This is a genomic window from Nonomuraea sp. NPDC002799, assembly GCF_053592075.1.
Genome location: NZ_JBSFVA010000055.1, coordinates 1 through 21,197 on the forward strand (window position 1 = coordinate 1; position 21,197 = coordinate 21,197).

Genomic DNA, 21,197 nt, shown 5'->3' on the forward strand with positions numbered 1-21,197 from the left:
CCCCCCCCCCGGCCCCCCCCCCCCCCCCGGCGGCCGCCACATGCCCGACCGCCCCCCCGTCCCCCCCCCCCCCCCCGGGCCCGCCCACCCGCCCCGGGGGGGGCCCCGCCCGCCAGCGCGGGGGGCCCCCACCACACGTGGGGTCAGATCCGGTTGCACACCACGGCGGCCATCTCCGGCACCTGCGCGTCGATCGTGATGACGCGCTGCGATGGAGCGGCGAGGGTGGTGTCGACCGGGGTGATGCCGTCGCCGCCGGCGTCGCTGACCGGATGAGCTCCAGATACAGCGAGAAGTCCGCGTCCGCCGTGGACGAGCCGAAGGTCACGGCAGACAAGGATCAAGTAGTTCTCCTGGCGACGAACCGTCCCCGCTCAGTAGGCCTCGTACGTTCCCGAGATGACGATGATCACGGAGAAGCCGTCCAGCTCGGTGGGCACACGTGCCCGGACCGACTCATCTCGGATGTGCACCCGTATGGCGTCCTCCCCGGTTGCGGCACGGCTCTGATCTATTCCTTCGACACCGTCGATCGCCAAGAGCCGCGCCCGGTGCCGCGCGATCACCTCTTCGATGGGCGAACGTGGGCTCTCCGGCTGCGGGGTGAACGGGACCGCTGCGTTCTCGGCAGGTCCATGCGGTTCCCGGTGGCTTCGTGGCGGCGGGTCTGGCTCCATCAGCCCTTCTCCTCCCGCTCCTCCCGCGAGCATCGTTGTGATCCGTGTCCCATCAGCAGGCTATCCGCCGGTGACCAGGTTGATGTCCAGGGCGGCGACCACCTGTGACATCGGGTTGGCGATGGTGAAGTTCCCGCCGCCGGCGAACAGCAGCCCCACTGGATTACGTGCCGCGTCCCAGGTCCAGATACACGAGCCGGAGTCACCACCCGCGCTGAAGTTGCTCTGGATGAGGAGCTGATTCTCAAAGTAGGCTTGGCCGACGCTTCCGTAGTTCACGTTGCCCGACCAGTTGATACCCGTGATCTGGCCAGATGTGAGCTGGGTCGTACGTCCGGATTTGCCGACGGCCATGCCCAGCGTGGGTGTGGCGATCTGGTTGCCGATTCTGAAGAGCTTGACCCGGTCGGAGTCGAGGTACCCGATCTCCGGCCTGACCCGGTCCGGCCAGCACCAACCAGTGGCGCAGTCCACATAATTAGGTGGACCGCCCATCTTGAGAGGTACGAAACGCTCGAGGATGGCTATCTGATCGGCAGGACACGTCCCACCGTCGTAGATGCCCGGCTGACAAATGCAGTCTCCGTACGAGGCATTGTTGACGTTGGCGATGACGTGATTGTTACTGAGGCAGAGCAACCTCTCGTTGCGGGGCGCGGTCCGTCCGGTGGCCAGACATCCAAGTGTGCCGGCGGTGACACGGAAGTGGCCGATCGAAAAGCCTCCCGGAGCCGGTCGGAGTTTGGCACGATGAGGCTGCGCGTCGAAGACGCCGGACGTGACGACTTCGAGCGGGACGTCGCTGACCGCTTGAATCCCCATGGATTCCACCAACATCGATCGCACGCGATCGGGTGCGGCCGGCTCGGCCACGTAAACGGTGACCACCGGTTCTCCAGGGGTGCCTTGACCCGCGCCGGTGCCCAGTCCGATGGCGACGCCTTGCAGGTTTCCCTCGTTACTGAAGTCCCGAATCGACATCGCCCCAGGTTCGGGACTGATATTCCGCCGGATCACCGCCGCGATCTCCGCCCTGGCGGCCAGCATGTCGCCGGTGACGCCGGACGCCGTCATCGGCGCGACAGACAGCGCCGCCTCCTCCGTCCCGCCTTCTGCCGGCGGCCGGAACTGGACCGGGGCGGTTTCATCGGACTGCCCATTGCCTGTCGTGTCAGATGGTGGATTGGTGTATCCGCTGTCACCCGGAGTAGGAGTTGTCATAACAGCATTCCTTCATTTGTTTGCGCTGCGCCGGTGCGGGAAACCGAATTCGCCGGGGTGAATGCGGTGCGGACACCGCATTCACCCGGTCGCCGGCGATGGGACGACCTACATGAGGGTGAACGTCCAGACCTGGCTGCCGACCACGCAGAAGATGATCTCGCCCGGCCCCTGACGAGGGTCGGCGTTCGCCCAGGTGATAGCCGCTTGAGGGCTGTTGAACACGTTATGCCGCCAGGTTCTCGTTTCCGTTGCGGCACTCGCCTTGACGGTTACGACCTGGTCGTCCGGGATGACTTCGGTAGACTCTTTGGTCATTTGACTGTCCTTTCGTTTCAGCAGAGACCGATGCACTGCTGTGCGATGTGTACCCCTGCGACTTCTATGCTGACGCAAGCACCTGTTGGGGCGCCGAAAATGGTGCAGATTCTCAGGCAGGCCTGAGCGACGGTGCCGTTCGGGATGCTGAGGGGAAGAGGAATGCAGAGGCCGCCCAACCCCAGCGGAAGGTTCACGCATATTTTGTTGTTCTGAACGGTGATGCTGATGCATCCAGCCGCCATGCTGAGAACGGACATTGACGACAAGGAGATCTCGTCTATGTCATGGATGTCTACCCCTGCATACGCCGCTTTGGCTGCGTCGAGAGCGGATTGAACATCCGCTGCGTTGAACGACTGATACTCGGACGAAGGCGTGGACACAGATAACCCCCCTTTATGGAGACCGCCCACAGGGCTGAGCGGATAGCGAATTTAATGCATTGCCGCATGGGCTGCCGACGGCAATTGCCCAGGCAATCAGCATTCTTTCCCCTGGGACCATTCTCAAACGCCCGAATTTCATTTGAATTGGGCCATGATGGGCCGACTGGAGAAACTATTCGACAAGCAAGAATATCGCTAGAATTCGACAAAACTCGAAGAGTGAATTCAATTCACCAAAGGCGGCATTGAAAGCTCGACTTTAGGGCTATGTCGCTTTGAACGGTTTATTCACCGAGGTGATTTGTTTCGCGAGAAAACAGCCGACATATCCGTCATCGCCATGGTCAACGACACTGATCTGGGCGAAAGGCGTTCCCGGCGAGGGGCAGACCTGAAGGACCTGTGGCAGGTGTTGGCACAGACCCCCGACCTCCGTGATCAGCGGGGCAGCGGCACCCGACTGCCGGACCGGGGAGCGATGACCATGGTCAACGATTCCGGCCATGAGTGGATCTTGAAGTCCCTGACCTGCGAGAACATCGGACTCTTCGAGTTCCGCCGTTCGACCGGCGCCAGCCGGTACGTCCGGTCCGTGTAGCGCAGGCCACCAGGGTCGATCCCCTGCGCCCGGTGCCGCCCTCGTCAACGACGGCCGGCGGTCGATCATGTTCGTCATCGGGGAAGTGGATCGAGTCGCCTCCGAGGCAAGCAACCGCTGGTTCCGCATCACCCCCGGGTGGGGCCTCGATTCTCATCCGTGATCAAGCCCGCCAAGATCACTGACTTGGGCCAGGCTAAGTGATCATCAAATGGGCCGATCCGGGCGAGACCGGGTGACGCGCGGCGGCCTCACTTCGCGGCCGGGCGGGCGCGGACGTGCAGCCGCTCGCCGTGCAGGCCGAAGAGGGCGAGGACCTCCACGGGCTCCGGGGCGGGATTGACGAAGGCGTGCGGCGTCCGCGTGTCGAACTCCACCACCTCGCCCGGTTCGAGCACCAGGTCGTGCTTTCCGAGCAGCAGCCGCAGCCGCCCCGACAACACGTACAGCCACTCATAGCCCTCGTGGACCTGCTGCTCGGGCTCATAGCCCGGCCAGTGCGGCGGATAGATCTGCTTGTAGGCCCGCAGCCCTCCAGGGCGGCGGCTGAGCGGAATGAACGTCGTGCCGAACCGTTTGACCGGCCGCAGGTGCACGCGCGGATCGCCGGTCGTCGGCGCGTCGATCAGCTCGTCGAGCTGCACCTCATGGGCTCTGGCCAGCGGGAGCAGCAACTCCAGGGTGGGCTTGCGCCGGCCGGACTCCAGCCGGGACAGGGTGCTGACCGAGATGCCGGTGCTCTTGGACAGCTGCGCCAGCGTCGTGCCGCGCTCCTGGCGCAGCGAGCGCAGGCGCGGACCGACCGCCTGCAGCACTTCGTCGAGGTCCATGCGTCTACTTTGCCATTTCGGCAACGATATTTGTCACATCGGCCTCGGGTCGCGGACAGTGGCCAGTCGAGATGAACGAAAGGATTCGCACGATGGACGCGACGTACGACGTGGTGGTGATCGGCGGCGGGGCGGCCGGCCTGAGCGGGGCGCTCACGCTGGGCCGGGCCCGGCGCAAGGTGCTGGTGATCGACTCCGGCCGGCCGCGGAACGCGCCCGCGGCCGGGGTGCACACCTACTTGGCGCGCGAGGGGACGCCGCCGCTGGAGTTGCTGGCGGCCGGGCGCGAGGAGGTCGCCGGGTACGGCGGCGAGATCGTGACGGGCACCGTCGTGACGGCCGAACGCCGTGGCGACGGCGGCTTCCGGGTGGTGCTCGACGACGGGTCCTCCGTCGCGGCGGAGCGGCTGCTGGTGACCTCCGGCCTGACCGACGAGCTGCCGGACGTGCCCGGCCTGGCCGAGCGGTGGGGCCGGGACGTGCTGCACTGCCCGTACTGCCACGGCTGGGAGGTCCGCGACCAGGCGATCGGCATCCTGGCGACGGGTCCGTTCGCCGTGCACCAGGCCCTGATGTGGCGCCAGTGGAGCGACGACGTGACCCTCTTCCTGCACACCGGCCCGGAGCCCGATGCGGAGCAGCGCGAGCAGCTCGCCGCCCGCGGCGTCGCCGTGGTGGCCGGGCGGGTGAGCGGGCTCCAGGTGAGCGGCGACCGGCTCAGCGCCGTGACCGTGGACGGTGGTCCGGTGGTCGCCTGCCAGGCCCTGGCCGTCGGCGCCCGGATGGCCGCCCGCGCGGACTTCCTCGCCGGGCTGGGCCTGGAGGTGGCCGAGCAGGAGCAGAACGGCTACGTCATCGGCACCCACGTCCCGTCGGACCCCTCGGGCGCGACGAACGTGCCGGGGGTGTGGGTGGCCGGGAACGTGGCCAACGTGACCGAGCAGGTCATCGGCTCCGCGGCGGCGGCCGTACGGGCGGCGGCGGCCATCAACGCCGACCTCATCGCCGAGGAGACCCGCACCGCCGTCACCGCCCACCGCGCCCAGCACACCCCGCAAGCCGAGCCCGGCCCGCTGACCGAGGAGGAGTTCTGGGACGGCCGCTACGCCGAGAGCGAGCGCATCTGGAGCGGCGAGCCCAACGTCATGCTGGTCCGCGAGGCCACGGACCTCACCCCGGGCACCGCGCTGGACCTGGGCTGCGGCGAGGGCGGCGACGCCGTCTGGCTGGCGCGGCGCGGATGGCGGGTCACCGCCGCCGACATCTCCGGCGTCGCCCTGGCGCGCGCCGCCGAGCACGCCGGGCAGGCGGGCGTCGCCGACCGCGTCGACTTCCAGCGGCACGACTTCGCGACGTCCTTCCCCACCGGCGTCCACGACCTCGTCTCGGCCTGCTTCCTGCACTCACCGGGCGACATGCCGCGCGAGAAGATCCTGCGCGAGGCCGCCGCGGCCGTCGCGCCCGGCGGCGTCCTGCTCGTCGTCGGCCACGCGAGCTGGCCGGCCTGGCAGCACGATCACCCCCACGACGTGCACTTCCCCACGCCGCAGGAGGTCTTCGACGCTCTGAAGCCGGCGGAGGGGGAGTGGGAGGTGCTGCGCAGCGAGGAGTACGAGCGCACCCAGACCCGTCCCGACGGCCTGCCGGGCACCCGCACGGACAACGTTCTCACGCTCCGGCGCCTGCCGGAGCGGTGAAGATCTACTTTGTAAAGGCGCCCGGCTGGGCGTGGTACGCCGTCCCCTTGCCCGTCAGTACGATCGGACCCGCGGCGGCGGGCACGAACGCCGACTCCCCGGGCCGCAGGGTCAGCGCGTCGCCGGCGCGGACCTCGCCGTCGAGGCAGAGCACGATCTGGGGGAGCCCGCCGGGCAGCGGGTGCGGACTCTCCCCGGCCAGCTCGTGGCGGGTGAGGGCGAACTCGGGGACGGGCGGCCGGTAGGCGTAGGCGCCCCGGCCGTCCTGCTCGGGCTCGACCAGGAACGGGTCCGACGGCGTGAAGTCGACCACTCGCATGAGCTCCGGCACGTCGATGTGCTTGGTGGTCAGCCCGCAGCGCAGCACGTTGTCGGAGTTGGCCATGATCTCGGCGCCGATGCCGCCGAGGTAGGCGTGCGGGACACCGGCTCCGAGGTAGAGGGCCTGGCCGGGGCGCAGGCTGACGTGGTGGAGCAGGAGGGCGGCGGCGAGGCCGCGGTCGCCGGGGCAGGCGCGGGCGATGTCGCCGTAGACCGCCAGATCGTCGTCGTCGCCGGCGAGCAAAGCCCGCTCGACCTGGGCGCGCAGCGGCGCGGCGGTGTCGCCGAGCGCCTGGGCGAAGACCGTGCGCAAGCCGTCGGCTCCGGTCCTGAGCGTGTCGATCCAGGGCTCCAGGTCCGCCACGCCGAGCCGGGCGAGGAGGTCCGCGGCGGCGGCGGGCTCACGGAATCCGCACAGGCCGTGGAACGGGGTGATCGCGCAGATCATCTCCGGCTTGTGGGAGGCGTCCTTGTAGGTGCGGGTGAAGTCGTCGAGGGGGACGCCCCGGGCGTTCTCGTCGGCGAAGCCGGCCTCGGCCTGCGCGGTGCTGGGGTGGACCTGGAGGGAGAGGGGACGTTCGACGGCCAGGACCTTGAGCAGGTAGGGCAGGGCCGGGCCGAAGCGGGCGGTGACCCGGTCGCCGAGAGTGGCGGCGGGGTCGCGGGCGATGAGGTCGTTCAGCGGGAGGCCGGCCACGGTGGAGGGGGCGCCGGGGTGGGCGCCCATCCAGAGCTCGGCCTGCGGCCGGCCGGTGGGCTCGGTGCCGAACAGCTCCGGCAGCGCGGTCGCCGAGCCCCAGTCGTAGGGGCGGATGGTGGTGGCCAGCCGCATGGGGGCGGTGGCCGGTGGCAGGTCGGGCTGAGGCACGGCGTGGACTCCTATCGTGGTGCAAGGAGCCTAGACCGGGATCAGCTGATGAGCGTAGCCCGGCGGGACGGCCGGGCCGTTAGCGGGCCGCGGCCCGGGGTCCGAGCAGCACGGGCATCGAGCGGGTGCTGTTGCCCAGCAGGGTGTCCAGCGGCGGCAGCTCCTCCGGCGGCACCGCCGCGGCGATGTCGGGGAAGGACTCGAACAGCGCCTGCAGCGCGATCTCGCCCTCCAGCCGCGCCAGGGGCGCGCCGAGGCAGAAGTGCGGCCCGTGCCCGAAGGCCAGGTGCGCGGCCGGGGCACTGGCCAGGTCGAAGCGGTGGGCGTGCTCGCCGTACTGGTTCGGGTCGCGGCCGGTGGCGGCGAAGCAGGCCAGCACGGGCTCGCCGGTGCGCAGCGTGACGCCGTCGATCTCGACGTCCTGTACGGCGTAGCGCATCGGGAAGTACGCGATCGGCGAGTCCCAGCGCAGTGTCTCCTCCACGGCCGCGCTGTAGGGGCACTGGCCCGACTTCAGCAGGTCGAGCTGGCCGGCCACGTTGAGCAGGGCGCCGATGGCGTTGGTGATCAGGTTGACCGTGGTCACGTGCCCGGCGATGAACAGCAGCTCGATCGTGGCGAACAGCTCCTCCTCCGACAACTTCCCGCCGTCCTGCTCGTGCAGCTTGAACAGGTCGGTGATGAGGTCCTCGCCCGGTGTGCCGCGGCGCTCGTCGATGACCTGGTCGAGCAGCTCACGCAGTTCCTTGCGCAGCGCGGGCGAGTCCTCAAGGTCGCCGACCTGGGCCACGGCGTCGGTGAGCCGGTGCAGCTCGTCCTGATGGGCGGCCGGGATGCCGATGAGCTCGGAGATGACCTCGCGCGGCAGCGGATAGGCGAACTCCAGCCGCAGGTCCACCGGCTGGTCGGGCGGCAGCTCGGCGAGCCGGTCGATCAGCCTGGCGGTGAGCGCCTCGATCCTGGGGCGCAGCCGTTCGAGCCGGCGTGGTCCGAACGCGGCGGTCAGCGGCATGCGCAGCCGCCGGTGGCGTTCGCCTTCGGCGTTCAGCATGGAGGTGTCGGTGACGATGCGGTCGATCGCGGTGCCCTGCGGCAGGGTGTGGCGGCCGGCCCAGTGGCACAGCTCCCTGGACATGTCCGGATGAGTCAGGACGGCCAGCACCGTGGCGTAGCGGGTGGCGGCCCAGACGGGCACGCCTTCCGCGGTCACGGGCACGAGCGGGCCGGCCGCGCGCAGCCGGTCGTTGTCGGCGTGCAGGTCACGGGTGGCCGGGTCGAGGATGAAGCGGTGGTCGTCGGTCATGGGTCATCCCGTTCGTCGTGGGCTGACCGCCAGCGCGGTCACGTCGATGCCGGGGTCCTGGTCGAGGAAGAGGTCGCGGACGAGCTCGCCGGCGGCCGGCGCGTTGCACAGGCCGTGGCCGGAGAAGCCGGTCGCGTACAGGAAGGCCGGAGGTCCCGGCTGGTGCCCGATGAAGGCGGTCTTGTCCGGGCTGGCGTCGCGCAGCCCGGTGACGGCCGTGTGCAGGGCGATCCCGGCCAGGCTCGGGTACGTGGCGGCGAGCTGCGCGGCCACCTCGCGCCGCCAGGTCTCCCGGTCGGCGCCGGGATAGCCCATGCCGATGAGCAGGCAGTCGTCGCGTACCCGGATGAGCAGGCCGCTGGCGGCGTGCAGGGTGACCGGGAGCTCGGGCGTACCGGGCGGCAGCGGGTCGGTGATGAGCAGCTCCTGCTCGATCGGCTCGGTGAGCGGCAGGTCCACGCCCGCGCAGCGGACGAGCGAGGTGGACCAGGCGCCGGCCGCGCACACGATCGCGTCGGCCTTGACCTCGCCGCTGCCGGTCCGCACCCGGCCCGTCCTGGTGTCGATGGCGGTGACCGGGCAGCCGGTGCGCAGCGTCGCGCCGGCCTGCCGGGCCGCCTCGGCGTAGGCGTTGACGATGGCGGTGGTGTCGGAGATGTAGGCCTGCGGCGAGTAGGCGGCGGCGAGCAGCGGCAGGTCGCCGATGAGCGGGTTGCGCTCCCTGGCCTCCTCGGCGCTGATCAGCTCGACGTCGACGCCGGCGGCGTGCTGGGCCGGCAGGTCGGCCTGGAACGCGCTGACCTGCTCGGGCTCGGTGAACAGGACCAGGTAGCCGACCTGCCGCAGCGGCAGGTCGGTGCCCGGCCTGGTGGGAAAGGCGCGGTAGGCCTCCAGGCTGCGGACGGCCAGGGCCGAGCTGATCGGGTTGTTGGCGAAGTAGGAGCGGACCACGTCGGCGGTGGCGCGCGAGGCGCCGGAGCCGAGCGTGCCCCGCTCCAGCAACGTGATGTCGACGCCGGCCTCGGCCAGGTGGAAGGCGATCGACAGCCCGATCACGCCGCCGCCGATCACCACCACGCGTGGCCCGGTCACACCGGCTCCTGGATGCGGCGCAGGCTGTCGCCCGCCTGCCACGGGAACATGTGCAGGTTCCAGCCGCCCAGGCAGTTGCAGTAGAGCGCCATGTGCGCCATGGCGGCGACGAAGTCCTCGTGGCTGTCGACGCGCTCCAGGCTGGACAGCAGCCGCTGGGTGAAGCCCCACAGCGTGTCCAGCCCGCAGTAGCCGAGGAACTCCGCCGGTGTGGCGGCGAGCTGGCGGGTCATCTGGCGCAGCCACGGCATCGGCATGCCGTCGAGGGCGGCGCGGACGAGGCCGCCGTAGCAGCTGTAGCCGAGCGGCCTGGTCTCGCCGTTGACGAACAGCAGCGTGGTGAGCACCGTCTCGTAGCTGCCGGCCTTGGAGGGGATGCGTCCCTCGTGCAGGTCGATGAGCTCGCGCGGCGGCTGCACCCAGATGCGCTCGGTCTCGGCGTGGACCTCGGTGATGAGCTGGTTGAGCTCCGGGTCGCCGATGGGCAGCCGGGGGAGCTGGTGGCCGCCGGGCCCTCCGGCGCGCCGGACCTCGGCGATCACGGGCCGCTTGGTGCTGTAGACGGCCTGCCACACCTCGCGGCCGGCCTGGACGAGGGCGTCGAGGTCCTGGTCGACGACCTTGCCGATGGGGGTGGCTGTCATGGGTTCGGTCAGCTCGCCGTACTTGATGCCGAGGTGCTGCAGCCGCGAGCAGAACAGGGTGCCGTCGGGGACGCCGCGCCGGTCCACGCGGTACTCCGCCGGGGTGTGCAGCAGCGAGTGGACGGGGGCGACGTGGTACAGGTGGTACCCGGCGACCAGGGCGTGTCCTTGCAGGCTGCGGTAGGGCAGCGCGTCCCACAGGCACTGGGCCAGGCCGGGGTTGCGCTCGTCGAGTTCGGCGGCCACGGTGATGCCGAGTTCGGGCCAGGCGATTTCCACACACTTAGAATCAGTCACAGTACGTCACTCTATCGTCACAATTTGTCGCGATAGAGGTGGGGGTGGGCTGTTTACTACGGCTTGACCTGATCTCCGGGAAGCGGGCCGGCCCAGATGGAGGACGTGTCCACGTACGGCCGCAGCAGGGCCGTGAGCTGCGCGTCGCCCCGGCCGTTGAGCTCTTCTGAGGCGATCTTGCGGGCCACTCCCGCGACGACGTCGGCCACCTGGACCCTCGTGTCCAGCGCCGACTCCACCAGGCGCAGCCCGGCCAGCCGCCGCTCGCCCAGGATGCCGGCGATGAGGGCGACCCGCTCCACGGTCAGCGTGGTCTGCCGGTCGTGGACGACGGAGACGGGCCGCCCGCCCGCGCCCCAGCGGACGACGGCCTGCACGATGGCCGGGATGAGCGGGTCGAGCACGGGCAGGGCGTCCGGGTCGGCCAGCAGCCGGTCGCGGACGGCGTCGACGTGCGGCCGGGCCCGCCACAGCAGCTCCACGACCTCGCCCGCCGGGCCGCCCGCGCCGCGCAGGTCGCCGACCAGGCGGAAGGCCTCCTCGACGGAGGTCGTGACGCCCTGGCCGTTCTTGGCGCGCAGGAGGTAGTTGAAGGAGTCGAGCAGGGCCGTCCACCGGCCGGGCCCGAACGCGCGCGAACCCTCGCGGTAGAGGACGACCGCCAGATCCCTGGCCGCGGGATCGAAACCGACGCCGGGCGCGGGGGCGGTGGTGAGCAGACCGGCGATCTTGCCGGTCATGAGGAAGACCTTGTCGGTGAGGAACACCTGGACGTGACCGAGGATCGGGCCCGACGGGCCGAGCAGCCAGCGCAGCACCGCCCGATGCTTGTCGCGCAGGATGTGGTTGGCCTTGTACTCGGTGACCGGTGACGGAGCCCGCTCACGCAACTCGCCGATGCAGGCCGCCGCGGCGTCATGGCTCATCAGCACCCCGGCGTGCGCGAACACGTCGGTGTTGCCGCCGACCAGCTTCTCGCCCTCCGCACCGGACTCGTCGCACGCGATTTCGAGGGGTTCTGCCACGATTTCCGACTGTAGCCAGGATTCCGGCCCGGCCGCGAGGCAATTTCGGCGACCGGGCCGGAACCGGGGTCAGAGCTGGGTGCGGGTGAACTGCTGGTTCTGCCCGCTGTTGCACGGATACTGCTTGAACTGCACGTCGTTGGCCTGCGACGAGCTCGGCAGGTCGGCGCACTTGCCCGAGTGCCTGGCCACCAGCCGCAGATAGCCGCCGCCCGCGTCCTGGAGGGTCCACTGCTGGTTGGTGCCGGTGCCGCAGCCGTACTGCTGCACGGCGGCGCCGTCGGCGGTGCTCGCGCCGCTGACGTCCAGGCACCGGCCGGAGTGGCGGGCCACGACCTGGACGTATCCGCCGCTGATCGACTGGATCCGCCACTGCTGGTTGGCGCCGGTGCCGCAGGTGTACTGGATGACGGCGACGGAGTTGGCGGTGGAGCCGTTACGCACGTCGGCGCACTTGCCCGAGTGACGCACGGCCAGCCGGTCGTAGCCGGTGCCCGCCGTGGCGATCGTGCCGGCGGCGGCGTCGATGGTGAGCTGGCGCGCGTACGTCAGGCTCATGCTGGTACTGCTCGGGAACTGCACCGGCAGCCACACGTAGCGGGAGTCGTTGACGGGCCCGCCCCAGGCGCCGGCCCACCGGTCGCCCAGGTACAGGTACGACGTGCCCGACGTGCCCTGGACCGGCAGCACGTACGCCGGCTGGGAGCCGAAGGTGAGCGAGTCGCCGGCGTTCTGCCAGGCGCTCCAGGCGCCGGTGATGCTGGTGGCGGTGGCGTACTGCGCCTGGTTGGGCTGCCAGCCCGTGGCGGCGGAGGTCAGCAGGAAGTACACGCCGCCCCGCTTGAACAGGGCGGGCGCCTCGCGGTGGTCGCCGTCCCACATCCGGGCGAGCGTGGCGACGTCGGTGTAGTCGGCCGTCAGCCGGTAGACGTGCAGGTCGTAGTTCTCGTCGGCGGCCGAGATCATGTAGCCGGTGCCGTCGGTGTCGACGAACGTGGTGATGTCGCGCGACATGTGGCCGAGCGGCCGGAAGCTGCGCAGGTAGGTGTAGGCGCCGTCCACCGTGCCGGAGACGGCCACGGCGGCCCGCGCCTCGCCGTAGTCGCGGCCGTTCTCCTTGTGCATCCACATGACGAACTGGCCGGTGGCGGCGTTGTAGACGACCTTCGGGCGTTCGATGTTGGCGACCTGCAGCTCCGCGGCGCTGGACTGGGTGAGCACGTGGTTGCGGAACTCCCACGTGCGCAGGTCGGCCGAGCGGTAGGCGGAGACGTAGCGGAAGGTGCCGTCGGCGTTGCGGTTCTCCCCGAACCAGTAGTAGTAGGCGCCGACCTTCACCACACCGCCGCCGTGGGCGTGCAGCAGGTTGCCGGCGGTGTCGGTGAACGGGGCGCCGACCGGTACGGTGACGGGCGCGGCCTGCGCCGCGCCCGCGGGTGACAGCGCCAGCGCCAGCGCCAGGCACAGCCCGGCGAGCAGGGTGAGGATGCGGGACATGAGGGACGGGCTCCTCTCAACGGTGAGCGGGACACCCCAGGGGCGGGCGGCCAGCCGCAGGTAACCGGTTACTTCAGAGGTTCGTGGCCCGGACGCTAGACGGGTGTCCCGACGAGGTCAAGGCGTGGTTGACTCGGTGTTGCAACGCGCAGATGAGAGCCTTGACGCCCCATGAACGAGCTCCTAGCGTCAGGTAACCGGTTACCTGCCAGGAGGCCGTATGAGCACGCCGCACCGTGTCACGATCAGAGACGTGGCCCGGCTGGCCGGCGTCTCGGTGGCCACGGTCTCCCGCGTGCTGGGCGGCGACTATCCCGTGCTCGCCGGCACCAGGAACAAGGTCCTGCGGGCCGTACGCGAGCTCGACTACGTGCCGAACGCCCACGCGCGCGCCCTGTCGGCGGCCCGTCCCGGAGCCATCGCGATCGTGGTGACCAGCGTGGCGGTGCCCTACTACGCCTACATCGCCCAGGGCGTGGCGGAACAGGCCGCGCAGGAGGGCCGGCTGTCGCTGATCTGCACCACCGGCGGCGACCCCGGCCGGGAGTTGTCGATCGTGCGGCTCCTGCGCGAGCAGCGGGCCGAGGCCGTCATCCTGGTGGGCAGCGTGATCGCCGACGAGGACTACCGCAGGCGCATGACCGAGTACGCGCACGCGCTGGCCGCCGCCGGCTCGTGCCTGGTGCTGTGCGCCCGGCCGCCGCTGGGCCCCGGCGTGCCCGCCCTGGTGGTCGGCTTCGACAACACCGGCGGCGCCCACGCCGTCACCGCCCACCTGCTGTCGGCCGGGCACCGCCGGATCCTCTACCTCGGCCTGCGCCCCGGCCACACCACCTCCGACAGCCGGGTGGCCGGCTACCGCAGCGCGCTCGCCGCGTACGGCGTCGCCCGCGACCCTGGTCTGGAGGCGGCGGCCGAGTTCTCCCGCGAGGCCGGTCACGCCGCGCTGACCCGCCGCCTGTCCGCGGGCCCGCCCGACTTCACCGCCATCTTCGCCGGCAACGACCTGGTGGCGGCGGGCGCGATCCAGGCGCTGCGCGAGCACGGGCTGCGGGTGCCCGACGACATGTCGATCGTCGGCTACGACGACGTCCCGCCGGCCGAGGATCTGGGGTTGACGACCGTGCATCTGCCGCATGACGAGCTCGGCAGGGCGGCGGTGCGTCTCGCGCTCGGCTCGGCGCCCGGACGGCCGCCGGCCGGCCGGGTAGCGCACGGGCGGCCGGGGGCCGGCTCCGTGGCGCACGGCGCGGCGGCGGCCGGCCCGGTGGCGCACGCGGCGGCGGCCGGCCCGATGATGCTCGGCACCTACATCGTCGTCCGCCGCTCGGTCAGGCCGCTCGGCCCCCGGTGACTCCGCTCACGACGCCCTTTCCACCGCCCGGAGGACCACCGCATGCCCGACCTTCATGCCTTCCATGCTGACATCCAGGAGGAGGCCGCCCGAGCCCGGACCACCTCCGCACCCGGCCTGCCCTTCACCCTCTGGCGGCGTTTCGCGGACACCGGCGACCGCCTCGCCTACGAAAGCGCCTATTTCGACCGTCGTCGCCGCCTGGCAGCCCTCATCCTGGCCGCCTGCCTGGACGCCTGTCCGGACCCCGCACTCGACGACCTGCTCTGGTCGACCTGCGACGAGCACTCCTGGGTCCTGCCCGCCCACGAGCCCGACGACCGCTCTGTCAGCGAGTTCGTGGACCTGTTCGCCGCCGAGACGGCCCACACCCTGGCGGAGGCGACGGCGCTGCTGGGCGACCACATCGACCCCCGCGTACAGGCCCGGGTCCGCGACGAGGTCGACCGCAGGGTCCTGCGCCCCCTCTACGCCGGCGCCACCCCCATGTGGTGGGAGTCGGCCGGCCACAACTGGGCGGCGGTCTGCGCGGGCGCCACCGCGATGGCCGCCCTGGCCCTGGACTCGCCGCATCTTCCCGTCCTGCTGCCCCGCCTGGAGCGGACGATGGAGACGTTCCTGGCCGGCACCGGCCCGGACGGCGCCTGCCTGGAGGGCCCCGACTACTGGTCGTACGGCTTCGGCTATTTCGTCTATTTCGCCGAGGAGCTGCGGGCCCGCACCGGCCGGGACCTGCTCGACGACCCGCACGTACGCCGGATGGCCGCCTACCCCGCCGCCATCGACTTCGGCGACGGCTGGAGACCCGCCTTCGCCGACTCCCAGAGCCGGGGCGCCTACCCCGCCGGCCTCCTCCACCGCCTGGCGGCCCGCCTGAACGTCCCCGTCCCCGGCCGGCCCGCACCTCCGTCCTTCCACGACGACCCCTGCTACCGCTGGGCCCACCTCAGCCGCACGCTCTGGTGGTCGGACGGCACGACGAGCGCGGGCAAGGAGCCGCAGGCGTACCTGCCGGACGCGGCGATCGTCGTGGCCAGGGCCCCCGACGGCACGGCGTTCGCGGCCAAGGGCGGCCACAACGACGAGCCCCACAACCACCTGGACCTCGGCCACTTCGTGCTCCACGCCGGCGGCGAGACGATCCTGGACGATCTGGGCGCACCCGAGTACACCCGCGACTACTTCCGCGAAGGCCGCTACCAGGTCCCGCACGCCTCGGCGGAATGGCACTCCGTCCCCCTGATCGCCGGTACCCCTCAGCATCCAGGCCGCCACCACCGGGCCGAAGTCCTGCATCACCGCGCCGAGCAGGACCGCCTCACCTTCGCCCTCGACCTGACCGCCGCCTACCCGGTCCCCGAGCTCACCCGCTTCACCCGCACCTTCGCCTGGCGTCCCGGCACCCTCGAACTCACCGACACCTACGGCTTCACCACCGCCGAGTGCCTGGTCGAGGAGCTGTTCATCACCCGCAGACCCCCCGAGGTCCGCCCCGGCGCCATCAGCTGGGGAGCCGTCGAGCTCGCCGTCCCCGCCCCCTGGCACGCCCGGACGGAGCACCTGCGGGTGCGCGACCACCACGGCGCCCCCGAGACCATCCACCGCGTACGCCTGACCGCCCGCATCCCGTCCGGCGCACACCGCTTCGTCTTCACCTTGCGGCCGGCGGACGCTGAGGCGGGCAGGCGTCAGCGGTTCTGAACCTCGTGGCACCGTTTGTACTTGCGGCCGGATCCGCAGGCGCAGAGGGCGTTGCGCTGAAGGTCGCCGTACGCGGCCCGCTCGGCGGGCGACGCCCGGCCGGGCAGCGCGGGCCGGGGGGCGGGCGCAGGCAACTCGGGTGCCTTCGCGGCTTCGGCCACCATCACGGCGGCCAGTTCGGGGGGCAGCCGCAGGGGGAGCGCCCGCTGCTCGGCCGGCGGCGGGTCGGGCACCCGTACGTCAAGGTCGCGCAGGCACATGAGCAGGGCGGGAGCCTCGTCCGGATCCGCCGCGGCCGGGCCTTCGACGACGCCCCGCACCAGATACCCGGGCCCGACGACGCCGACGATCCGGATCCGCACGATCCCTCGTCTCCGCAGCCGGCTGCCCTGCAACTCGACGCCGAACTCTCCGTCGACGGGCTCGACCAGGTCGCCGTCGCGGAAGAATCCGGCCTGGATCTCGGCACACTGCTCGTTCCACAGGTGGCCGCCCCCCGGGGTGGCGTACGCGCACAGCCGGAGCACGCTGCCTGCCGAGAAGATGCTGAGCTCGGAGCCGATGCCCGCGTCGTCGGTCGCGAGTTCCGCCCGCGCCAGGTAGGGATCGAGTGGCAGGCGCAGGGCGCCGAAGTCCAAGGGGCCGGGCTTGCTCGTGTCCATCAGGTGAACCATCCCGTCACGGCGTCCCAGATCTCAGCGGCATCGGCGATGCCGGAGCAGATCGTCACAAAGATGATCAATGCCGCGAAGAACCTGGTGAGGCGTCTGCGCAACAGCCGGAACACGACGCTCAGCTTGCCGCCGAGCTCCTCCTCCTCGTCCTCGGCGGGCAGGTCGATCGGCGTGGGGATGACCGGCGCGCGCAGGAACAGCAGCGCGTAGAGCTGAGTGACGGTCAGCCGCCCCTGTTCGGCGAGCACCGCCGCGGCGACGGCGAGAGGCAGGGCGACCGGCACATACGTCCCCGGGATCAGATCGTCGAAGAAGATCAGGCAGGCGCCCGTCACCAGAGCCACCTCGGTGACCAGCGCGGTGACGGTGAGCCGCCTGCGGAAGCCGCGCATCACCTCCGCCAGCGTGCGGTCGGAGTAGGCGGGGTCGAGGACCTGGCGGGACTGGTTGAGCTGTTTGCGCCAGGCGGCCGGCGAACAGCGGCGGTCGATCGTGACCAGCACCCACACGGTCAATACCAGCAGATAACCGGTCAACGACACGATCGCCCCGAAACCCGGGTCGAGCGGGCGGGAGAAGATGCCTTCGCTGATCGTCCGCGCCAGGTGCTGCAAGGCGAGCGCCAGTGCCATGCCGAGAATGTGCGGCCGGGCGGCGGTGTCCCCTTTGATCTTGTAACCCGTCAGCACGAGGTCGGCCGCGACCGGCTCGGCGAGGCCGACGTCCGAGCGGAAACCGACCGCCAGCTCGACGCGGTTGAGCAGGGAATGCAGGACGAGCGCCGCCAGCAGCACGCCGAACGCCACACCGAGGGGGCCGATCGGCATACCCGCGAGTCCGGCCAGCCGGGGCAGGAAGACCAGGATGACCGTGGCGGAGAGCCAGGGGGGAATCAGCTGCAGCCCCACCCACAGGTCGAGGCTGGTGTCCACCGCCCTGGTCACGGCGAACAGCGCGAGGATCGCGCCCACCCACGCGAAGGCCAGCAGCATGTCCAGCGACAGCGGATGGCGCCATGGCCAGTCGACGGTGAGTGCGGTCAGCACGGTCAGAGCGACGATCGTGAGGTTCAGCCGAGCCCTGAGGTTGCTCTCGGGGCTGGCATTGATCAGCGAGTTCACCGAGTTTCCGATGACGATCGCGGCGATCACCACGCCGATCAGTGCTCCCTGCCCGAGCAGACCGCCGCTGATCATGCCGTCCGCGAGGTACAGCGCCTGGGGGAAGACTGCGCCTGGGCCGACGCGCGCCCCGGCGATCAGCAGGTACAGGCCGAGGAGCAGGGTGGCGGCGACCAAGGGACCGAAGGTCTGCAGCTCCAGGAAGTTGCGTGCGAAGCGTTTGATCGATGAGGCCAGCCGGGTGCGCGGCGTGGGCAGTTCGCCGATCAGCTCCTGCTCGCGCAGGAAGGCGAGGAAACGTTTGATCCACCGCAGATCGGCCTTGATGTGCTGCTCGGGGACGCGTCGCAGATACTGGTTCCGGCGCCAGGCGAACACGCCGGAGAGGATGGCCTCAGGCGTCTGCAGCAGACCGAGCGGGGCGGCCTCCTTGAAGTCGATCAGCGTCCGGATCACCTCCGCCCTGTGGTCGTCGTCGCGCAACACGTCCTGATGCTGCAGCATGAAGAGGTGGATGAGCTCGTCGCCGTCCCGTCGCGAGGCATTGCCGAAGTCGACCGGGCTGGGCCGCCAGTTCTCCTGATGCCGCCTGAGTTTGCGAGCCGGCCAGACGGTGTTGTCCGCCATCGAGAAGAGCTTGTCGAACCCGTCCGGGTGCCAGCATCGGGCCAGGTTCTCCAGGCTCGTCTTGGCGAGCTCGCTCTCGGTGCGCTGCCAGGACTCCAGGATCCGGTCGTTGAGGACCCGGACATGCTGGGTCGGCGCCAGTGTCGAGCGAGACAGCGTTTCGATGATCACCTGCCGTTGCTCGATGACCTCCATCCAGGCCGCGTTGAGCGACCACCGGGCGATCTGCCGGGGCGTCCTGCCGCTCAATTTCCGGTACGCGTCGTACAGGCCGCCATCCCGGTTGCGGTGCTCGTCCCTGGCACGTTCCAGGTTGTGCTGCAGAGCGGCCGCGAAGTCATCCAGCCGCTTCAGGTCGGCCGGTGCGGAGACGCCGCGAGCGACCTGCGCCAGATCGTCCGCGCCGACGGAGCCGTCGTCCCGCAGTCGCAGCAGGATGTCGTTGTCGCGGGAGGGGACCGGCTGGGCGGAGGGCACGATCTTGCCGACCAGCGCGCCGTCCGCCGCCTTCATGACATGTCCGATGAAGATGCGTGCCTGGATCGACGATCGCACGTCCGCGAGCCGCCGCAGTTCGTCCTCACACGCGGTCAGCACAACCGCTGCGCCCGCCTCCTCTTCGGCCAGCTCCGCCAGCCTGGCCAGCCGGCGGTTGTTGATCGCCATCGCTGAGGTGATCGCCTTGCTGAGCGTCTTGGTGATGATGTCGAGCGCCTGATCGGGCGCGCGGCCGGCCAGGTTGTTCCCCAGGGTGCGCTGTGAGGCCACCTCCGGGTTGTAGCCGATGATGGCGGAGATCGTCTTCGCGAGCTGGGTCGCCTGTCCAGCGGTGAGCGGCTTACGATTCTGCTGGATCGCCTTGAGGTTGGTGTCGATGAACCGCTCGATCAGGTAGGCGATGAAGTTCTGCGAGCAGTCGTTCCCGGCCGATGCGTCGCCGGGCGGCTCCTGCAGCCGCCGGAACCACTCGCTCATCGCCTCGCCGACCTCACCGTCGACGGCGTCCATGGCCACGTCGAACCGGCGATTGCGTAACTGCCACCAGCGTGTGTCGCTCTGCATCTGCCGGATGAGCGGGCCGAGGAGGGTGTTGATGGGCAGTTGGCCGTCCTGCGGAATGTTGAGCGTGCTGAAGATCTTCTCTGTCCGTGCTTTGGCGGCCGCCATCAACGGGTCTTCCAACGAGGAGATGAACTGCGCGGTGAACGGGTCGCCCTGGCGGCCCGCCCGTCCGAGGAACTGCCGATCATGCCGAGCCTGTATCGCGCGCCCGAGCGAGAACAGCGCCAGCCCGCCGGCCTCTCGCACCTGCGCGGACAGCCGGATGTCGACGCCGCGCCCGGCCACCTGGGTGGCCACCGTGACGGTGCGGGCCTGCCCGGCCGAGTCGAGGATCTCCGCCTCGCGACTGGCGTTCTGCCCGGTGAGCAGGTGAACGCGCACCCCTTCGCCCAGTTGGGCGGCGATCTGCTGATGGCAGCGCTCCGCGACGGTGACGCTGTGCGATCCGACCAGGACCGCGCGCCCCGCCTCGATGGCACGTTCCACCGCCTCGACGGTGTAGGCCACGGCCGCCGAGGACGTGAAGAAGGCGATGTCAGGGCGCAGACCCTCGTGCCGTGCCACCCGCGCCGGAACGGCCACCCCGCGCATCCAGTAGCCCAGCAGGAACTCCACGGCATCGGAGGAGACGGTGCCGGACACACCCGACCGGATGGTGAACTGCTTCAGCAGCGTGCTGATCCGCCGCCGGTGCATGGTCACGCGTTTGGCGTCGGGCGAGAATCCATGCAGGGCCTGGAGCACAGGCAGCCAGTCGGGGGTCCAGTCGTACTTGATACGGCCGTCCACCTGGCTGAGCGGGAACACGCCGTCAGGCTCGACGGCATAGTGCTCTCCCCGCTTGAGCACGAATCTGGCGACATACGCCAGCTCGGCCGCCTGGCGGGCCAGCAGGTACTGCACGGCCTGCAAGGTCTGCCGGCCGAGAGCGTTCCGCAGCGCGTCCTCTCCCGTGATGGTCAGCGCGGCCGAGGGCGTCTGGTTGTTGCGGAAGACCCGGATGGTGTCGTCCTCGACGAGGCTCTCGCAGAAGCCGAACGCGAACTCCCAGTCGAACGCTTCGGCGCGGATGCTCCGGGTGATCGAATGGTCCTGGTTCTCGTCGAGAAGGACGGCGTCGGCGTCATCGAGCAGGACCGCGCCGAAGCTGATCGGATCATCCGGCGGGGTGTCGTCCAGCTCATCCAGCATCGACTTGAAGAGCAACTGCGAAATGGTGGTGTAGACGACTCTGCGTGACCACTCACGGGGGTCGCAATTGGCCTCGGCGACGCCTGGGGTGATGCCGGCGAACTCCCAATAGCGTCGCGTCCGCTCGGCGTCCCGCCGGACGAGGTAATCGTTGGCGCACACGATGTAGACGTGCGGATAGCGGATGGCCAGCGCGAACGCGGCCGGCAGCAGCGCGTACGTCTTGCCCTCGCCGGTGTCCATCTGGATCACCGTGCTCTGCATCAGGGCGATCGCGGCCTGCTCCTGAGCGGGGTAGAGCTGGGCGCCGGGGCCGAGGTCGGCGGGTGCCCGGCGGAACACCTCGATGCCGCAGGCCAGGTTCACCAGGTCGACCGAGTCGAGCCGGGTGGACAGCAGCCGGCGGATCATCCGCGCCAGAAAGGACAGCGGTCGCCTGCGCGTCTGCGCGGTGTGGGGCCGGCCAAGCAGGAAGTCGTGGCATACGGACTGGAGTTCGCGGTTGCTGAGTGAGGCGAAGTGCGGGCGCTGGCGGCCGAGATAGGACTCGTCCCGCGTGATGATCCTATGACCCATCTGCTGGATCGCCTGGTTCGCCAGACTGAGGATGTCGAGCCTGTTCACGTTTCCCCCCGGACGCCTTTCACGTTCCCCCGGACGCGCGATGGTCTCGTGAGTACATCGGACGGG

The 21,197-nt window shown here is 70.2% G+C and carries 17 protein-coding genes; 4 read left to right on the forward strand and 13 right to left on the reverse strand.

All coding sequences use genetic code 11. From position 1 onward, the window contains the following. Nucleotides 1-143: 143 nt before the first annotated feature. The 4 genes from ACWD0F_RS47770 to ACWD0F_RS47785 form a co-directional block, all read right to left on the reverse strand. Nucleotides 144-344 (reverse strand): hypothetical protein, encoded by a 201-nt coding sequence (locus ACWD0F_RS47770; protein WP_449889157.1) that lies wholly within the window; start codon nucleotides 342-344, stop codon nucleotides 144-146. A 393-nt stretch (nucleotides 345-737) separates the two neighbouring features. After that, the gene (locus tag ACWD0F_RS47775; protein WP_449889158.1) at nucleotides 738-1,898 is read right to left on the reverse strand and encodes a hypothetical protein; all 1,161 of its coding nucleotides are present in this window, start codon (nucleotides 1,896-1,898) and stop codon (nucleotides 738-740) included. A gap of 108 nt (nucleotides 1,899-2,006) precedes the next feature. After that, a complete protein-coding gene (locus tag ACWD0F_RS47780) occupies nucleotides 2,007-2,216 on the reverse strand; it encodes a hypothetical protein (protein ID WP_449889159.1) in 210 nt (69 codons plus the stop codon). 17 nt (nucleotides 2,217-2,233) lie between these two features. Further along, on the reverse strand, nucleotides 2,234-2,602 hold the full coding sequence (locus ACWD0F_RS47785) for a hypothetical protein (protein ID WP_449889160.1): 369 nt from the start codon (nucleotides 2,600-2,602) through the stop codon (nucleotides 2,234-2,236). 304 nt (nucleotides 2,603-2,906) lie between these two features. On the opposite strand from ACWD0F_RS47785, the gene ACWD0F_RS47790 reads away from it, so the two are divergent. Next, on the forward strand, nucleotides 2,907-3,203 hold the full coding sequence (locus ACWD0F_RS47790) for a hypothetical protein (protein WP_449889162.1): 297 nt from the start codon (nucleotides 2,907-2,909) through the stop codon (nucleotides 3,201-3,203). 251 nt (nucleotides 3,204-3,454) lie between these two features. Here ACWD0F_RS47790 and ACWD0F_RS47795 read toward each other — a convergent pair whose 3' ends face one another. After that, nucleotides 3,455-4,033 carry a helix-turn-helix domain-containing protein gene (locus ACWD0F_RS47795; RefSeq protein WP_449889164.1) on the reverse strand — a complete coding sequence of 193 codons (579 nt, stop codon included), beginning with the start codon at nucleotides 4,031-4,033 and terminating at the stop codon, nucleotides 3,455-3,457. 92 nt (nucleotides 4,034-4,125) lie between these two features. Here ACWD0F_RS47795 and ACWD0F_RS47800 point away from each other — a divergent pair, with 92 nt between their 5' ends. Continuing rightward, nucleotides 4,126-5,730, forward strand: coding sequence for an FAD-dependent oxidoreductase (locus ACWD0F_RS47800; RefSeq protein ID WP_449889166.1), 1,605 nt, complete (start codon nucleotides 4,126-4,128; stop codon nucleotides 5,728-5,730). Between the two features lie 4 nt (nucleotides 5,731-5,734). On the opposite strand, the gene manA is transcribed toward ACWD0F_RS47800, so the two are convergent. From manA to ACWD0F_RS47830, 6 genes are all read right to left on the reverse strand, one after another. Beyond that, a complete protein-coding gene (gene manA, locus ACWD0F_RS47805) occupies nucleotides 5,735-6,919 on the reverse strand; it encodes a mannose-6-phosphate isomerase, class I (protein ID WP_449889168.1) in 1,185 nt (394 codons plus the stop codon). A 79-nt stretch (nucleotides 6,920-6,998) separates the two neighbouring features. Next, entirely contained in the window at nucleotides 6,999-8,222 is a 1,224-nt protein-coding gene (locus ACWD0F_RS47810; protein ID WP_449889170.1) for a cytochrome P450 family protein, read from the reverse strand. Nucleotides 8,223-8,225: 3 nt separating this feature from the next. Then, the gene (locus tag ACWD0F_RS47815; protein WP_449889172.1) at nucleotides 8,226-9,314 is read right to left on the reverse strand and encodes an NAD(P)/FAD-dependent oxidoreductase; all 1,089 of its coding nucleotides are present in this window, start codon (nucleotides 9,312-9,314) and stop codon (nucleotides 8,226-8,228) included. Next, on the reverse strand, nucleotides 9,311-10,237 hold the full coding sequence (locus ACWD0F_RS47820; RefSeq protein ID WP_449889174.1) for a cucumopine synthase-related protein: 927 nt from the start codon (nucleotides 10,235-10,237) through the stop codon (nucleotides 9,311-9,313). The genes ACWD0F_RS47815 and ACWD0F_RS47820 overlap by 4 nt, the downstream gene beginning before the upstream one ends. Before the next feature lie 74 nt (nucleotides 10,238-10,311). Further along, complete coding sequence (locus ACWD0F_RS47825; RefSeq protein ID WP_449889175.1) at nucleotides 10,312-11,280, reverse strand: hypothetical protein; 969 nt, start codon at nucleotides 11,278-11,280, stop codon at nucleotides 10,312-10,314. Nucleotides 11,281-11,349: 69 nt separating this feature from the next. Further along, the gene (locus tag ACWD0F_RS47830) at nucleotides 11,350-12,777 is read right to left on the reverse strand and encodes an RICIN domain-containing protein (protein ID WP_449889177.1); all 1,428 of its coding nucleotides are present in this window, start codon (nucleotides 12,775-12,777) and stop codon (nucleotides 11,350-11,352) included. Nucleotides 12,778-12,997: 220 nt separating this feature from the next. On the opposite strand from ACWD0F_RS47830, the gene ACWD0F_RS47835 reads away from it, so the two are divergent. Both ACWD0F_RS47835 and ACWD0F_RS47840 read left to right on the forward strand, forming a co-directional pair. Beyond that, a complete protein-coding gene (locus ACWD0F_RS47835) occupies nucleotides 12,998-14,131 on the forward strand; it encodes a LacI family DNA-binding transcriptional regulator (protein WP_449889179.1) in 1,134 nt (377 codons plus the stop codon). Between the two features lie 42 nt (nucleotides 14,132-14,173). After that, complete coding sequence (locus ACWD0F_RS47840) at nucleotides 14,174-15,832, forward strand: hypothetical protein (RefSeq protein ID WP_449889181.1); 1,659 nt, start codon at nucleotides 14,174-14,176, stop codon at nucleotides 15,830-15,832. Here the strand turns inward: ACWD0F_RS47840 and ACWD0F_RS47845 are convergent. Continuing rightward, nucleotides 15,820-16,494, reverse strand: a complete 675-nt coding sequence (locus tag ACWD0F_RS47845; RefSeq protein WP_449889182.1) for a DUF3710 domain-containing protein — start codon at nucleotides 16,492-16,494, stop codon at nucleotides 15,820-15,822. The two genes, ACWD0F_RS47840 and ACWD0F_RS47845, sit on opposite strands and share 13 nt — an antisense overlap. Further along, the gene (locus tag ACWD0F_RS47850; RefSeq protein ID WP_449889184.1) at nucleotides 16,494-21,131 is read right to left on the reverse strand and encodes a preprotein translocase subunit SecA; all 4,638 of its coding nucleotides are present in this window, start codon (nucleotides 21,129-21,131) and stop codon (nucleotides 16,494-16,496) included. Before ACWD0F_RS47850 ends, ACWD0F_RS47845 begins: the two co-directional genes overlap by 1 nt. Between the last annotated feature and the right edge of the window lie 66 nt (nucleotides 21,132-21,197).